Source organism: Lysobacter capsici (assembly GCF_018732085.1).
Taxonomy (GTDB): Bacteria; Pseudomonadota; Gammaproteobacteria; order Xanthomonadales; family Xanthomonadaceae; genus Lysobacter; species Lysobacter capsici_A.
Window position 1 is genome coordinate 2,613,610 of the sequence record NZ_CP076103.1, and the last position, 15,863, is coordinate 2,629,472.

The 15,863-nt window shown below is 60.4% G+C and carries 13 protein-coding genes and 2 tRNA genes; 7 read left to right on the forward strand and 8 right to left on the reverse strand.

Translation table 11 applies throughout. The features are described from left to right. Window positions 1-641: 641 nt before the first annotated feature. Both KME82_RS11010 and KME82_RS11015 read right to left on the reverse strand, forming a co-directional pair. Window positions 642-1,124, reverse strand: coding sequence for a DUF2721 domain-containing protein (locus KME82_RS11010; RefSeq protein ID WP_215498536.1), 483 nt, complete (start codon window positions 1,122-1,124; stop codon window positions 642-644). 97 nt (window positions 1,125-1,221) lie between these two features. Next, window positions 1,222-1,713 (reverse strand): DUF2721 domain-containing protein, encoded by a 492-nt coding sequence (locus tag KME82_RS11015; protein ID WP_215498537.1) that lies wholly within the window; start codon window positions 1,711-1,713, stop codon window positions 1,222-1,224. 65 nt (window positions 1,714-1,778) lie between these two features. Between KME82_RS11015 and orn the strand changes: the two genes are divergently transcribed. Beyond that, entirely contained in the window at window positions 1,779-2,345 is a 567-nt protein-coding gene (orn, locus tag KME82_RS11020) for an oligoribonuclease (protein WP_215498538.1), read from the forward strand. A 200-nt stretch (window positions 2,346-2,545) separates the two neighbouring features. Here the strand turns inward: orn and KME82_RS11025 are convergent, their stop codons facing one another. The 3 genes from KME82_RS11025 to ppsA are packed head-to-tail and all read right to left on the reverse strand — an operon-like array spanning window position 2,546 to window position 6,339. Beyond that, the gene (locus KME82_RS11025) at window positions 2,546-2,980 is read right to left on the reverse strand and encodes a DUF6508 domain-containing protein (protein ID WP_215498539.1); all 435 of its coding nucleotides are present in this window, start codon (window positions 2,978-2,980) and stop codon (window positions 2,546-2,548) included. A 4-nt stretch (window positions 2,981-2,984) separates the two neighbouring features. Then, complete coding sequence (locus KME82_RS11030; RefSeq protein WP_215498540.1) at window positions 2,985-3,950, reverse strand: mechanosensitive ion channel family protein; 966 nt, start codon at window positions 3,948-3,950, stop codon at window positions 2,985-2,987. 7 nt (window positions 3,951-3,957) lie between these two features. Further along, the gene (ppsA, locus tag KME82_RS11035) at window positions 3,958-6,339 is read right to left on the reverse strand and encodes a phosphoenolpyruvate synthase (protein WP_215498541.1); all 2,382 of its coding nucleotides are present in this window, start codon (window positions 6,337-6,339) and stop codon (window positions 3,958-3,960) included. 134 nt (window positions 6,340-6,473) lie between these two features. Between ppsA and ppsR the strand changes: the two genes are divergently transcribed. The 4 genes from ppsR to KME82_RS11055 all read left to right on the forward strand — a co-directional run bounded on the left by ppsR (window position 6,474) and on the right by KME82_RS11055 (window position 8,474). Next, the gene (gene ppsR / locus KME82_RS11040; protein WP_215498542.1) at window positions 6,474-7,295 is read left to right on the forward strand and encodes a posphoenolpyruvate synthetase regulatory kinase/phosphorylase PpsR; all 822 of its coding nucleotides are present in this window, start codon (window positions 6,474-6,476) and stop codon (window positions 7,293-7,295) included. 374 nt (window positions 7,296-7,669) lie between these two features. Continuing rightward, window positions 7,670-8,221 carry a DUF1249 domain-containing protein gene (locus KME82_RS11045; protein ID WP_215498543.1) on the forward strand — a complete coding sequence of 184 codons (552 nt, stop codon included), beginning with the start codon at window positions 7,670-7,672 and terminating at the stop codon, window positions 8,219-8,221. A gap of 45 nt (window positions 8,222-8,266) precedes the next feature. Then, window positions 8,267-8,342 (forward strand) — tRNA-Ala (locus KME82_RS11050). Window positions 8,343-8,398: 56 nt separating this feature from the next. Further along, window positions 8,399-8,474, forward strand: a tRNA-Glu gene (locus KME82_RS11055). 397 nt (window positions 8,475-8,871) lie between these two features. Here the strand turns inward: KME82_RS11055 and KME82_RS11060 are convergent. Beyond that, window positions 8,872-9,411 carry a hypothetical protein gene (locus KME82_RS11060; RefSeq protein WP_215498544.1) on the reverse strand — a complete coding sequence of 180 codons (540 nt, stop codon included), beginning with the start codon at window positions 9,409-9,411 and terminating at the stop codon, window positions 8,872-8,874. Between the two features lie 341 nt (window positions 9,412-9,752). Between KME82_RS11060 and KME82_RS11065 the strand changes: the two genes are divergently transcribed. Then, a complete protein-coding gene (locus KME82_RS11065; RefSeq protein ID WP_252255695.1) occupies window positions 9,753-11,405 on the forward strand; it encodes a hypothetical protein in 1,653 nt (550 codons plus the stop codon). Between the two features lie 176 nt (window positions 11,406-11,581). On the opposite strand, the gene KME82_RS11070 is transcribed toward KME82_RS11065, so the two are convergent. Next, window positions 11,582-12,691, reverse strand: a complete 1,110-nt coding sequence (locus KME82_RS11070) for a DUF4238 domain-containing protein (protein ID WP_215498546.1) — start codon at window positions 12,689-12,691, stop codon at window positions 11,582-11,584. Between the two features lie 244 nt (window positions 12,692-12,935). Further along, on the reverse strand, window positions 12,936-13,619 hold the full coding sequence (locus KME82_RS11075) for a hypothetical protein (protein WP_215498547.1): 684 nt from the start codon (window positions 13,617-13,619) through the stop codon (window positions 12,936-12,938). Window positions 13,620-13,817: 198 nt separating this feature from the next. Here KME82_RS11075 and KME82_RS11080 point away from each other — a divergent pair, with 198 nt between their 5' ends. Further along, the gene (locus tag KME82_RS11080; protein WP_215498548.1) at window positions 13,818-15,833 is read left to right on the forward strand and encodes an AAA family ATPase; all 2,016 of its coding nucleotides are present in this window, start codon (window positions 13,818-13,820) and stop codon (window positions 15,831-15,833) included. The last annotated feature ends 30 nt before the right edge of the window (window positions 15,834-15,863 follow it).

Sequence of the window (15,863 nt, forward strand, 5' to 3'; positions counted from 1 at the left end):
CGCGAGCGCTGCCGTTGCTTCGAATCGTGCTCGAACGGATGCGATTTTCGACCGTACGATAGCCGATCGATTCGGGTTGTCACGGGCGATTTTCGCGGCCGAAACGGCGTGGTTTTTTATTTGTGCGTTGATGGTGCAAGCGAGGTGCCGGCATCAAACGCGCATGCAATTTCCAGTGTGCGATCCGCATATACGACGAAAGTTTGCGAGCTGATGGCGTCGCGCCGTACTGCAAGGGTTCGGCCGAAAATCCCGATGCAATCTATGTGGCGTTTGTTTGCCATTGTGGTGATTTGGCTGTCGGCCACCTGTCGTTCGGCGAAGATCGGCCGCGCCGGACGGCGCACCGGCTCGCCAGTCAGGGGTGAATCGTGACCGATGCACGGTTTTGCGTTATCGCCATGCGCCAGTGCGGGCGGTCGCGCGCTTCTGCGAAGCGGTGTTGGCGATCGAGGCGGCGCTCGTTTGTTGCGTGGCGAAGTGGAAGCGCGCGAGGGATGCGGTGTTCGCCGCGCATTGCGTTGCAGCGAGTATTCCGTCGCATCGGACACAACCGCTCATGCACATGCGCTCGCGGCGATAGCGGCCGTGCAGACGCGACGGCGGGTATGCACGACGGCCAACGCGAGCCGCGCGATCGCTCAGCTCTTTTGCTTGCGCGGGTTGTCCCGATCGAACTCGCGCTTCACTTCGGCGTCGAGCATGCTCACGCTCATGCGCGCCTCGCGGCCCAGGTTGATCGATGCCGCCAGCACCAGCAGCACGCCGCACATCGCCAGGCCGGTGGGCACGCCGGTGATGCGGTAGTCGGTGAACTGGTCGATGCCGATCGACAAACTGGTGGCGACGAAGGCGGTCATCGCGCCGTACAGCAACTGCAGGCAGATCAGGATCAGCCGCACCCGGCGACGGTGCAGGATTATCCGCGCTTCCAGGTAGTCGCGTGCATGCTCGTCGATCGTGTCCTCCAGCAAGGCCAACTGCTGGCGCATGCGGTCGACCACGCGCGCGAGCCGGTTGTTGGACGACACCAGCAGCGAGGCGGTCGCGGTCAGGAAGAAGGCCGGCGTGATCATCGCCGAGACCACGGTGTAGTGGGTGCTCAGTTGCAGGGGATCGGCCATGGCGGGGTCCGTATTGCGAGCGTTCGGTGCGTCCGGATCGGCATGATGAGGCAACGGCGCCGTGTGCGAACGCGGGTGACGGGTGCGGATCGACGGATCACGGCTGCGGCGGCCGCGCGGCCCAGCGCTTCATCGCGCTGGCGTGGCCGTGGTCCATTTCCTCGTTGACCGCCTCGACCGCGAGCGAGGATTCGCGCGCCAGCAGCAGACTCGCGGCGAACATCGACAGCACGCCGAACGCGGCGAGCACGGTCGGCACCAGGCCGAGGCGATAGCCGAGCACCGCGTCGCCGGCGACGGTCAGGCTGGTGCCGACGAAGAAGCTGATCGCGGTGTACAGCAGCTGGCTGCCGCGCAGGATGATCCGGCTGCGCTTCTTCTGGCGCAGGATGTGGCGCTCGATCAGGTCGCGCTCCTCGGCGTCGTCGCTGTCGGCCAGTTCCTTGAGCAGCACGCGGGCGCGGTCGATCACCCGCGCCAGGCGGTTGTTGGCCGACAGCAGCAGCGAGGCGGTCGCGGTCAGGAAGAACGCGGGAGCCAGCATCGCGGTCAGGATCGCGTAGTGGGCGAGGGTGGCGTTCTGGCTCATCGCGGTGGGGTCGTCGGGCGGGGGCGTGGGCTATGATGCCGCGACCTGGGCACGACGGCGAGGCTATGACCGAGAAAAATGGACCCGAGCACCGGCTGATCTGGATCGATCTGGAGATGACCGGGCTGGACACCGACCGCGATTCCATCCTGGAAATCGCCACCGTGGTGACCGACGCGCAGCTCAACGTGCTGGCCGAAGGGCCGGAGCTGGCGATCGCCCATCCGCTCGAACGCCTGCAGGCGATGGACGAGTGGAACCGCAACCAGCACGGCAAGTCCGGGCTGTGGAAGCGGGTGCTCGAAGCCGGCGTGCCGATGGCGCAGGCCGAGAGCCGGACCGTGGATTTCCTGGCCCGCTGGGTGTCGCCGAACACCTCGCCGATCTGCGGCAATTCGATCTGCCAGGACCGCCGTTTCCTGCATCGCTGCATGCCGCGCCTGGAGCGCTACTTCCACTACCGCAACCTCGACGTCAGCACGATCAAGGAACTCGCGCGCCGCTGGGCGCCGGAGGTGCTGGCCGGGATGAGCAAGGACAGCAAGCACACCGCGCTGAGCGATGTGATGGATTCGATCGCCGAGCTCAAGCATTACCGCGCGGCGATGGGAAAGCTCGGCGGCCTGGGCTGAGATCGCGCGGGCTTGTAATCGCTGCGGCAGGGCAGGAATCGACGCCTGCCTCGGCGCGGAGTCTGCAGCAGGACAAGCCGCGGTTGGGCGCCGATCAGTCGCGTGCGGTGTGTGTTCCCGCTTGGTAACACGACTATTGCGCTGACCAGAACGACGAAACCCGCCTCGGCGGGTTTCGTCGTTCTGGTGCGTGGAAATCGTCAGCTTCGCCGTGTCGCGACTTGGTTGCGCGATTCGGCGGCCAACTGCTCCAGCCGCACCAGCAAGGCGTCGATATAGCCTTCCTGCACGCTCGTGCCCCAGGTGCCCTCGCTGACGCGCTCCAGACGATTGCAGTAGGTGAGCATCGCGCGGATCGCGGCGAGGTCGGCGGTGGCGATGATCTGCCGATCGCGAATCCACACCTCGCATTGCTCGGGCTGGTAGCGCTTATCCAGCCAGCACGGTCGATTCAGAACCTTGAAAAACTCTACGACCGCCGGATGATAGAGGGGGCCGATCCAGATATAGCGCCCGGTAACCGGATCGGTGGTCGAATTCGATCCGAGCCACGCCTGGAATCCCGCTTCGCGGAAACGCGGCAAAAACGTCAGCAATTCGGCGACGTCGGCCGGCCCGGGCAGGGCGATGGACATGCGCTTACTTCTTTGCCGGTGGCGCCGGCTTCGGCACGTCGCCGTCGTCGGCGATCGACTTGGTCAGCAACTCGGCGATCGGCCGCCCATCCGCGTCGTGGTGATACACGTGCAGATCGCGCTGCGGATACGGGATGTTGAGGCCCTTGCCGATCAGTTCGTTGCGGATGCCTTCGGTGAGATCGCTCTTGGTCCGCATCAGGTTCGCGGTCTTGACCCAGGCGCGCAGTTCCAGATTGACGCTGCTTTCGGCCAGCGCGGTGACCAGCACTTCCGGCGCCGGGTCGGGCAACACGTTCGCGTGCGCATTGGCCAGGGCCAGCAGGGTTTCCTTGGCGGTCTTGAGGTCGTCGTCGTAGCCCACGCCGACGGTGAGGTCGATCCGGCGCTTCGGGTTGGCGGTGAAATTGACGATGACCGCGGTGGTGATCAGGCTGTTGGGCAGCACGATCACTCGGTTGTCGATGGTGCGCAGGCGGGTCTGGAACACCCGGATCTGCTCGACCGTGCCTTCCACGCCCGCGGCCTGCACGTAGTCGCCGGCGCGGAACGGACGCAGCACGATCAGCATCACGCCCGAGGCGATGTTGGACAGCGAGTCCTTCAGCGCCAGGCCGATCGCCAGGCCCGCGGCGCCGAGCACCGCGAGCACCGAGGTCATCGGCACGCCGACCTGCTGCAACGCGGCGACCGCGACGATCACCACCATCGCCGCATAGGCGATGTTGCGCAGGAAGCCGCGCAGGGTGACTTCCATGTTGGCGCGGGTCATGACCCGCTCCAGCGCCCGCGACAGCCACTTGGCCACCCACAGGCCGATCAGCAGGATCGCCAGCGCGCCGAGCAGGGTCAGGCCCTTGGTCTGCGCCCAGGCGGTCAGCTTGTCGATGTCGAAGCCGGCCTCAAGTCCCAGCAGGGACTTGGGCACGATGGCCTGCGCGATCTCCTGTTTTGCCGTGTCGCCCGCCATGCCGCGCTCAGGTCTGCTTGGCCTTGGCCTTCGCCAGGCGCAGCCAGGTGTCGACCACCGTGTCGGGATTCAGCGATACCGACTCGATGCCCTGATCCATCAGCCACTCGGCCAGATCGGGGTGATCGCTCGGGCCCTGGCCGCAGATGCCGACGTACTTGCCCTTGGCGCGCGCGGCCGAGATCGCCATCGCCAGCAACTTCTTGACCGCCGGATCGCGCTCGTCGAACAGGTGGGCGACGATCGCCGAGTCGCGGTCCAGGCCCAGGCTGAGCTGGGTCAGGTCGTTGGAGCCGATCGAGAAGCCGTCGAAGATGTCGAGGAATTCGTCGGCCAGCAACGCGTTCGACGGCACTTCGCACATCATGATGATCTTCAGGCCGTTCTGGCCCTGCTTGAGGCCGTTCTTCTCCAGCACCTCGACCACGCGGCGGCCTTCGTCGAGCGTGCGCACGAACGGGATCATGACCCAGCAATTGGTCAGGCCCATCTGCTCGCGCACCTTCAGCACCGCCTGGCATTCCAGCGCGAACGCGTCGGTGAAGCTCGGATCGACGTAACGGCTGGCGCCGCGGAAGCCGATCATCGGGTTTTCTTCATGCGGCTCGTAGCGCGAGCCGCCGATCAGGTTGGCGTATTCGTTGGACTTGAAGTCCGACAGCCGCACGATCACCGGATGCGGCGCGAACGCGGCGGTGATGGTGGCGATGCCCTCGGCCAGGCGATCGACGTAGAACTGCACCGGATCGACGTCGTAACCGGCGATCTTCTCGTCGATCTTCTTCTTGGTCGCCGCATCCTGCGAGGCGTATTCGAGCAGCGCCTTGGGGTGGATGCCGATGTGGCTGGCGATGATCATCTCCAGACGCGCCAGGCCCACGCCGGCGTGCGGCAGCATCGCGAAGTCGAACGCGCGCTCGGGGTTGGCGACGTTCATCATCACCTTGAGCGGCGCCGGCGGCATTTTTTCCAGGTCGGCGACGTGGCGCTCGAACGGCAGTTCGCCGTTGTAGATGAAACCGGTATCGCCTTCGGCGCAGCTGACGGTGATGACTTCGCCGTCCTTGATCGTGTCCAGCGCATTGCCGGTGCCGACGACCGCCGGCACGCCGAGTTCGCGCGCGATGATCGCCGCGTGGCAGGTGCGGCCGCCGCGGTTGGTGACGATCGCGGCCGAGCGCTTCATCACCGGCTCCCAATCGGGATCGGTCATGTCGGCGACCAGCACGTCGCCGGGCTGGACCCGGCTCATGTCGTCGAGGTTGCGCACGATGCGCGCCACGCCCGAACCGATCCGCTGCCCGATCGCGCGCCCTTCGCAGATCACTTCGCCGCGCTTTTCCAGCTGGTAACGCTCGATCTGGGTCGCCTTGCCGCGCGACTTCACCGTTTCCGGGCGCGCCTGCACGATGAACAGCTTGCCGCTGACGCCGTCCTTCGCCCACTCGACGTCCATCGGACGGCCGTAATGCTTTTCGATCACCAAGGCCTGCTTCGCAAGCTCATGCACGTCGGCATCGTTGATCGAGAACCTGGAACGCAATTCCGCCGGCGTATCTTCGGTGCGCACGCGCTCGCCGGGCGTATCCGAATACACCATGCGCAACTGCTTGGCGCCGACGCTGCGGCGCAGGATCGCCGGCTTGCCCTGGGCCAGGGTGGGCTTGTAGACGTAGAACTCGTCCGGGTTGACCGCGCCTTGCACGACCATTTCGCCCAGGCCGTAGCTGGAGGTGATGAACACCACGTCGCGGAAGCCCGACTCGGTGTCCAGGGTGAACAGCACGCCGGAGGAACCGACGTTGGAACGCACCATCAACTGCACGCCGGCCGACAGGAACACGTCTTCGTGCTTGAAGCCGTGGTGGACGCGGTAGGCGATGGCGCGGTCGTTGTAGAGGCTGGCGAAGACTTCCTTGACCTTGCGCACCACGTCGTCTTCGCCGGTGACGTTCAGGAAGGTTTCCTGCTGGCCGGCGAACGACGCGTCGGGCAGGTCTTCGGCGGTGGCCGAGGAGCGCACCGCGACCGCCACGTCGCCGCCGCCGTTTTCGGCGCACAACTGGCGGTAGGCGGTGCGGATGTCCTGGTCCAGGTCGGGCTGCAGCGGGGCCTCGATCACCCAGCCGCGGATCTCGCCGCCGGCCTGGGTCAGCGCCGGGACGTCTTCCACGTCCAGCGTGGCCAGTTTGTCGAAGATGCGCTGGTGCAGGTTGTTATGGGCGATGAAAGCCTTGAAGGCCTCGGAGGTGGTGGCGTAGCCGCCCGGGACCGAGACGCCGAGGTTGGCGAGGTTGCCGATCATCTCGCCGAGCGAGGAGTTCTTGCCGCCTACGCGGGCCAGATCGTTGAGGCGCAGCGCGTGCAGCCAGAGGATGTTCTCGTTCAAGGCACACTATCTCCGAGGGGGGCGAGGACGCGTCCGGCGCGGCCAAGCGGATATGATCGCCCGGGTGTCGGGTGCATACAAGCTTGATCCGGCGAGGTTTTTCGTATTGGTGCAGCTTTCTGACGAGGTTATCGATGGCAGGGACCCGACCGGTTTTCTACGTTTCCGACGGCACCGGCATCACCGCCGAGACGATCGGCCACAGCTTGCTCACCCAGTTCACCGAAACGCGTTTCGTGACCGATCGCATCTCGTTCGTCGACAGCGTCGAGCGGGCGCAGGAGGTCGCGGCCAAGATCCGCGAGGCCGCCGTGTCCTACGGTGTACGCCCGGTGGTGATCAACTCGTGCATGGACGGCGAGGTCGGCGCGGCCCTGGCCGAGAGCGGGGCGCTGATGCTGGACGTATTCGCGCCGTTCATCGAGCCGCTGGAGCGCGAACTGCAGGAACTGCGCCAGCGCCGGATCGGCCAGGCCCACGGCATCGCCGATTTCGACACGTATCACCGCCGCATCAACGCGATGAACTTCGCCCTGACCCACGACGACGGCCAGAGCGTGGACTACAACGAGGCCGACCTGATCCTGGTGGCGGTGTCGCGCGCCGGCAAGACCCCGACCTGCGTCTACCTGGCCCTGCATTACGGGGTCCGCGCGGCCAACTACCCGCTGACCGAGGAAGACCTCGAACACGACCGCCTGCCGCCGCGGCTGCGCCCGTACCGCAACAAGCTGTTCGGCCTGACCATCGACCCGGTCCGGCTGCAGCAGATCCGCCAGGAACGCCGGCCCAACTCGCGCTACGCCCAGTTCGAGACCTGCAAGCGCGAGGTCGCAGCGGCCGAAATGATGTTCCGCGCCGAACGCATCTCGACCCTGAGCACCACCCACACCTCGATCGAGGAGATCGCCAGCAAGGTGCTGACGACGCTGGGGATTCATCGCGAGATGTTTTGATGTTCGGGATTCGGGATTCGGGATTCGGGATTCGGGAATCGGGAATCGGGAATCGGGAATCGGGAAGGGCCGAGGCTGCAGTAATGAAAAACCCGCTTTTCAGCGGGTTTTTTCATGTTCGCCGCGTGGGGCTGGCTTGCGACTGTAGGAGCGGCGCGAGCCGCGACCGCGAATCCACACCCACGTCGCAGACACCGATGCAGATCGGCAGATTCATATACGGTGGGGTGGGGCGCCGCGGATACTGAACGGCGGCTGGCGGGAAACGCCCGAGGCGGCTGCGAAGATCATCGCGAAAGAGCCTATAAATTAGGCCTTTTTCGCGATTTCGTCAATCCTGCCGCGATCCGCTGCAGGCGTGTAGGATCGCCTGCATGACCCATACCGCATCGCGTTTCGCACGTCTGCCCAAGCTCAGCCGTTTCGGCTGGCTGATGGGCTTGTACGCGGAGAATCACGGACGTTTTTCGCGCCTGTTCGCGCCGGCCCAACTCACCCCCGGCACCTACCTGTCCGACATCGGCGACGGCCTGGACCTGCGCCTGGACGTGATCGAGCAACATCGCTACACCACCGAACTGCGCCTGACCTACGCCGTGCTCGATCCGCTTACTGGCGAGCCCGATCCTTCGGCGTATCTGCGCCTGTACCACGACACCGAGCAGGTCGAGGCCACCCACTGCTACGTCGGCCGCCGCTGGCAGGACGTGATCGGCCTGTACCCGCCGCCGGCCGAAGTGATCGGCCACCGCATGCGGATGAATACTTTTTTAGGAAAGTGGCTCGAGTATCTAGCCGAACGTGGTCATGGCATGGCAACATTGCGCCCGGTCGAACAAGGCCCCTCGCAACCGGACCCGGAAGGGTCGAATCCTTCGGGAAGCGGTGACGGGGGAGCGGGAAAAAATCTAGCGATGAATGCTTGACGACATCGCTGAACGCCCGCTAAGATGTTCGTCTTTCCAGCACGTGGGGCCATAGCTCAGCTGGGAGAGCGCTACAATGGCATTGTAGAGGTCGCCGGTTCGATCCCGGCTGGCTCCACCACTCTTCGGAATTGAAAGGGTTTTCGAAAGAGTTAGCTGCAAGAACAAATCGGTTTTGTCCCCATCGTCTAGAGGCCTAGGACATTACCCTTTCACGGTAGCGACCGGGGTTCGAATCCCCGTGGGGACGCCAAGCAAAGCAGAAGGCCGCCGAAAGGCGGCCTTCTGCTTTTCTATGCTTGCCATGTAGTGATCGCGTCGAAAATCGGGGAAGTTGATGCGGTAGCAGATGCCACCGCACAGCGTTAGAGGATCCATGTCTACGCGTTCAACGAGGGAAGCAATGACGGACCAGAGCAAATCGCTCCGGCCCGTTTCTTTTGCTTCGCGGCCGATGCGAGTGATCATTCGCACGACGTCCGTCACGCTGATCTCGTTGATGCAACTCGCACGCTCAGCTTCCGCTTCGAGTACCAGCAGGCTCAGGGCCTTTTCGGCTCTTGCTTTTTCAATGACTTCTATCTTGCGTAGCGCTGGCGACGGGTCGGCGAGTTGCGCCGCCATGTCTAGGGTCTTGCTGATGCGCTCGCTCAGCTCGGCGCTGCAGCAGCCACTTTGCGTATCTCGGCCAGATCTGTTTCCGCCGCAAGCGAGGCCTTCGTGCCGGCCAGGATTGCAGGTGCAAAGTCGGGCGAATTTAGATCCGCCATTACCTGCTCACCGAACTGCGCCTCGATCATCGAGCGCGAGACCGAGCGCGCTTGGCCTTTGTGTTCGTACCGATAACGGTCTGATTCCGACCACCACTTAGTGCCATCCGGTACGAAAAGGATGCCGCCGAGCAAGGCGGCCGAGTCGCGATCGCGCTGCTCCGTACGATGATTCGTCTTTTGCGCTTGACGCTTTCTCAAGACGATCGAGCAGCAACTGCGCGTCGGTGTCGGAGATAAGGGCAGGGTGGGTGTCGCGTTGAATGACCCACTCGGACCGCGGCCGGCGCTTCTCGCCGCCAACGTACGACCCACCGGCGCGTTCCTGGCCGCGTTAGGCGCCAGGCACGGCCGCAGCGCGGCTGCGCTGGCCAGCGCCGGCATTGGCGAAGGAGTCGCTGCAGCTTCGTCGATCAGCATCTTGGCCGCGTTCGGACGTGCCGTTCGTAACCGCGGATCGGATTAGCGGTGAGTGCCCGATTGGTGACCCGTATTGCGTTAAGAGTAGGGACGCTAACGCGCGTCGATCATTCGAATATTTTCAATCGAGAGGACATCGCACAATCAGGGCAATTCGAGAGGTCGTTACGTGAGTGCTAATCTCAATTGTGGCAACGATTTTCTGTTTTTTACCTACTGATAGGACCTAGATCTTGAACAGAGAATGGATACTTCAGAGCCGGGACACGCGCCGCCGGTTTGACAATTCCACATGGGTTCCGTTGCGAGCGTCGGAGACGCGTGAGGAGGGGCGCGGCGACGTGAAAGATGTCGGCTACGTGAGCGAATACTTTGGCTGCGGATCTGTCGCATTTCCTCCGCAGAACCGTGAGGAGGCAGAGCGCTTCCGGTGGGGTGAAATAGGGATTAGTCATAGCGCGCGTCCGAACGCCTACGAAGATGGGCACTACTCCCCCGTGGAGGAGTTCCAGTACAACGATAAGCAGCCTTTAGGGGTCGAGCTCGTGTACGAGCACGATCAACCTGTGATTGGTGGCAGACAGTGGATGCTCAGTCCAGACCTGATTATCGCCCTTCGCCTGGTGAGGATTGGTAATAGTTGGGTTCGGCCTGAGGAGGACTTTGTTGAGGTGGTTCGAGAAAAGGTAGATAAGGACGGAAGCCACACGTCCATCGAGATAAAGCGCGAGTTTCTCTTGGACTATTTGGCTGCCAGGGGCTTGGCATTAAAACTTTCGTATTACCGCCAGCGCGTCGAGAACATCCCATCACTAATGGGAAGCGACTATGAAGGGCTCGCCGACATTGAGGATCAAAGGGACGGGGGGAGGTTCGAGCTCAGGATTCGCGAGCTAGACAACGTCTTTGGAGGGAGCTGGGCTTTATTTCGTTTTTGGAGGACGGACGTTGACCCCGACGAAGATGCGCCGGTGATGGGGCCTGAGCGTGATGACAATACAGAGTCCGAGCAGCGGGAGGGCCATCGAAGCGGATACGCCGGCGTCAGAGTCGAGGGAGAGTTTTGGCGGGACGAATGGATCGATCACCAAGAGCGTAGCGTGCGCGTCAGAGGGGACGAGGATTCAGCACGTCCCCATTTCATTGCGGAAACTGACGGAACTCGCATAGCTTCCCGTGATCTGAACCACGAGGATATCGGTCGATGGCTCTGGTTCCGTCCAGGCGTCGTGAATCAGCTACTGGCGCGTCGAGGCTTTACTTTAAAATGGTACACCGAGCAGACGGGGGCGATCATTTCTACATCCGGTTATCAGACGCATTTCGGAGTCAATTCAGCAGACTTAATCACTGTGTACGCTTACGACATTGCCAAGTTGCCTACTTGGGAGCAGCACGTCTGGGCATCTCATAACGTTGCACCGGATGGGAAGGTTTCTGCCGAACTCTTAATGTCCCAAGTCGAGGCGAAGCCTGCCTCAACAGACGCATTCGAGGAGCTGCTATTCAAAACGATGCGACTGCTTGAGCATAGCTTCAAGAGCAAGTATGGCTTCGCTCTCTTTACTCATGAGTTAGATGAGGAAGAGGCAACGAAGATTGTCTCAAGATTTGTCAGTGCTGATCGAGCAACGCTGCTCCGCCTTGCAAAGGAGCTGATTCGCGTGTTTTCAGACAGGCTTAATGTGCGTGAGCTCCGTAAGATTTCCACTCATGCTGAAAAAGAGAAGCTTGGGTCTAACAAACTTCTTCAAGACTTGCTTGCTCAGAAGGTCGGCGTCGATAAGGCTCGCAGTGTATTTGGCGTGATCGCTGGGGTGTATGACATGAGGGTAGCGGATGCGCATCCGACTAGCGACACGATTGCCGATGCTTTGGCCTTGGCTCGGATCGATACAAGTCAGTCCTTCCTCGGGCAAGGGCAACAACTCATCTACAACTTTGGCAGCACACTCTGGCTAATCGGTAAGCTTATATTTGACGAAGACGAGTGATCGAGATGAATCGCCCAGGCATCTGTAGACAGTCGTCGGCTGTTTTACAGCTAAGAGATGTCCACTATGCCGGGCGATTCACCGGGCTGCGCTGGTCAGCGCAGACGGTCGGGAAGGCTGAGAGCTGCGGCCGTGTAGCCCGCCGCTACGATCGCGCCAACAGCGCCGGCGCTGCGCTATTTGTCGATTCGAAAGGGCCGGCAGCGAACAAGAGGGTTCTCTCGCACGTATTTAGCTCGGACGATCCCAGCGCCGGTGCCCGTATCGAACGCTCTACCTCTCGGCCGCCACCGCAGAAAGCTTGGCCACCCGGCTGGGTGACGCTGAATGGCTGAATATTTGATTAGCGCTTCGCGATCGTTTTCCGCGTCGCGAGCTGGCACGACCTTATAGGTTTTCGTCCCATTCTTTTCGCTGTGTAGAACCGCGTACTCATACTTCCATAACTCTTGAGCGCGTTGCTCCGCGAAGCGATCAAACGCTAAAGGAATCCAATCAAAACTGTGGTGCGACGAAAAGTAAACGTTTGATCGACAATTTAGAATCTGATGCTCATTGATCGCATCGATGTCGCATGCCCGAGTGACGTCCACCCAACCATTTCGATCGTCCACTTTGTAAACGTCGGCATCATAGAAGATCAACGCTATATGAGGGGTTAGCGGAAGGAACAAAATGGCTCCGGCGGATCCGATTCCAAACGCCACGTGCTGTGCGCGTTTGTCCAGAATATGGAGCTTACTGGTGACCGCGGCCGGATTGTCGGAGGTAATGAAGGGGGTTTGGGTTTGATTGCGTACAAATACATGCTGCAGATCCGTCGCGTGCTCGTAGGCCTTGGCGAAGAGACTGAGAGGAATCAGGACCCACTTGTTACCGGGTGGGGCTTCAGCAAGCTGAGGTATTTCGAAGATGCTCGCTGCGCGCAAGCTGAGCTGCTTTGCTTCTTCTTCGGCTGCTTCGGTCCGAGCCCACTGGACCGCCCAGAAGAGTCTGAGCCAAGCAACGGTTTGGCGTGACACAGACTCCCGGCTGGCGGAAGCGCCGACCAGTTCCTGGACTAAGGTGCCATAGCGACCCTCAAGCTCTTTGAGGTTGTCCTCTAAGGCTACGTCGCCGGCTTCGCCGTAGAAATAGTCGCGGGAGCACTGATGTTTCGTAGGTGCGTTGTGAATGATGCGCTGGCTGCCGGAGTTGTAAAGGCTGATCGCCAGCCCTTCACCTTGAACCGAGAAAGGCTTCAGGTGGACTCTCGGGACGAAATGCTGATTTTTGAACGCTGGCATGCCTAGCCTTGCCCTGGACGCGTGAATACTAACGTGGATCCGGGCTCAGACCGGCCTCAATCACTGTGGATGTGTCCCGCTAAGTCACTGATTCATAAGCCACACGTGGCGATCTTGCCCGGCGACCAACTAGGACTCTGAACGGCCGCCTGTGCTGCAGCGTAATTCGGGGGTTAAGCAGGTGTCCCCGTGGGGACGCCAGATGTAAAGATAAAGCCCTGATTTTTCAGGGCTTTTTTCTTTTTTAATTCGGGATTTTTTTCGGATCGGTTCCAGCGAAAATTGTTTTCGCCTTCCGGCGATTTGCTTTGCTTCTTCTGTTGCCCTCAGTCCAGCGTCGCCAATTCTCGAAACGCCACCTTGCCGCGCGACACTTCGGCCAGCAACAACTTCCCACCGTCGGCTCACCGGGATTGTCGCGTCTAACAGCGTGTACCTGATCCCGTGCTAGGGCCTCTATCTCTGACAGATTGGAGAGGTTCGATACCTTGCGGCCCGGGTCAGGCGCAATTCGGCACGTCACTTCCGTCGTTTCAAACTCGTCCTTCGCCGATTGGCGTCGAGCGGCCAAGCAGACGGGTTGCCCGCGCGTGTTGGACCATCCGAGCAAAACAACTTCATGTCCTACTGCGGCCGCTTCCCATTTGTTTGCTTCGGCCATCTGTAGGTAGCCCGCCGTTGCCTCGGCCAACCGGCGGCGCCAAGACTCCAAGAGCGAGTCGAAATCTTGTTCGGGTGTCAGGAAGCAGTTCAAAAACACATGCGCTAGAAAGCTGAGTTCACCACGACAGGCGATAACCGCGCTGTGGTGTGCAAGGGACACCATCTTGCTTTGTTGGAAACTGTGGTCACCCGCAACGGATCGACTGTTGGTGTCGACGCAAAGCCAGGCGATGCCGTCTCCAACTACCACGTTAAGTAAGCTCATAAGCCCCCCCGGTCTGCCTAGTGCATGGACTCTATCGGGGAACCGCGGTGCTCGCCCAGGGGGGCAAGAGGGGGCTCATGCGCGCAACCGGGCCGCAGTGATAGGCTAGAAACGTTTCCGCAAGCCTAGGGTGAGTAAGGCGGGCGGACACGTCCAGACATCTCTACGCGACTATCGCGATCACGGAAGGGGGAAGTCGTGATTCTTGTAACTGCATTTGTTGGGCCGTTCCGCTCTATCAATTCACGGCAGGAAATTGAGATCGACGAGAAGGTGACTGTGCTCGTCGGCATGAACGAAGCTGGCAAGACGGTCTTTCTGAAAGCTCTTGAGAAGGCGCGCGATGCTTTGGGCGCTGAGGACTTTGAGCCGACGGAAGATTATCCGAGAAAGGATCTAACCGCCTACCTAAAGCGACATGCCAGCACGCCGGATTTAGCGGTCAAATTGGTATACCAACTGACCAATGCGGAGGTTGATGACATCAACCAACAGTTGGGCATTCGGATACCGCACGGTTGGAAGTTTGCCATCGATCATAAGTACGACAATGGGAAGATGATCGATTTGACGATCGATTCGCAGATCGATCAGGCGCCTGCCGTTGCTGCCCTTGCGAAGTTTCCTGGATTGAGCGACCCGGCAGCCTCTGCCGTGAAGACCGCGAAAACCGTGTCAGCCGCAACGGCGAAATTGGCTGCGGTAGAGACGCGGAACGAAGCAGACGAATCCTTGCTTCAGCAGCTCAATACGAGAGCAGCGAAGCTGGCTAAAACCAATTGGACAGATGTTCTTTCATTGGAAGTTTGGCGCCTGCTGTCAAAGAAGGTGCCAAGTTTCCTTTACTTCAGCGACTACGACCTCCTCCCTGGCAAGCTGAATTTGAAGGATTTGGCTAATCGAACGGCCGCTGCGAAAGCTGATGCCGCGCAAAAACACCAAGTGAAGCCTCAGCATAAGGCTGTTCTTGCTTTGTTGAGGATGGCTGATGTTGAGGTTTCTGAGTTCTCGGGGAATACCAGCTACGAAGTGCTCAAGTCCAAAGTAGAGGCGGTTTCAATCAGTCTCACGGATCAGGTTCTGGAGTTTTGGAAGCAGAACGAAGACTTAGAGGTTGAGGTCGACATCAGGTCCGACCCGACGGACGAACCACCATTCAATGATGGTCCTAACCTCTATTTGCGAATAAAGAATCGGCGCCATCGTGGAGTAACTACCCCGTTCGACCAGCGAAGCCGCGGTTTTATTTGGTTTTTTAGTTTCCTCGTCTGGTTTGATAGCGTCCAACACCAGCTCAATGCGGCGGGTGAACCTGAAAGTGCTCCGCTGATTCTGCTCTTGGATGAACCAGGACTAGCCCTCCATGCGTTGGCGCAGGCCGATTTCCTGCGCTATATCGATTCGCTGTCTAACCAGCACCAAGTTATCTACACAACGCACTCGCCCTTCATGGTGCATTCGGATCGCTTGGAGCAGGTGCGAGTTGTGGAGGATCGAGCGACCGTTGGAACCGTCATATCCAAGAACATGGCTGGATATGACGATCGAACAATATTTCCGCTTCAGGCAGCACTCGGATGGACCCTTGCTCAGAATCTCTTCATAGGCAAATACAACTTGCTAGTCGAGGGACCTTCTGAGCTGGCCTACTTGAAGGCAATGTCTGCGTTCGTGGAGGCATCAGGCGGGAAAGGGCTGTCTGACAAGATCACGATCGTCCCGGCGGACGGACTTACCAACGTTGCCACCTTTATCCTCCTGCTCGGAGCGAATGGCTTGCAGTTTGCCGTTCTGCACGATTATTCCGGGGGGCCGGAGCAGAAGTTGGAATCGCTTATCCGTAACAAGCTTCTTGAAAAGAAGGCTGTCTTTAATGCATCGCAGTTCCGGGAGGCTGAGAATCCGGGCCAGGACACAGTGCCAAGCGATATAGAGGATCTATTCTCTCCCTCGATCTATTTGGGCTGCTTTAACAAGGCATACGCGAAGGAGCTCAGTAGTCCATTGCTTGAGAGCGAACTTGAGTCGGGAAGTCGAATCGTCCAACGAATCGAACGTGCGCTGCAGAAGCGAGGTGAAAAGGTTCGACCCTCGGGTGGCTTTAATCACTACTTGGTAGCGTCAACCTTCGCCGCCTCGCCGCCTGCTTTGGACGACCAAACACTGAAGCGATTCGCGAATCTGTTTAAGGCGATCAGTTCCGTACTTAAGTGACGAGACGCCACCAGCCCGGATGTTCGTTTT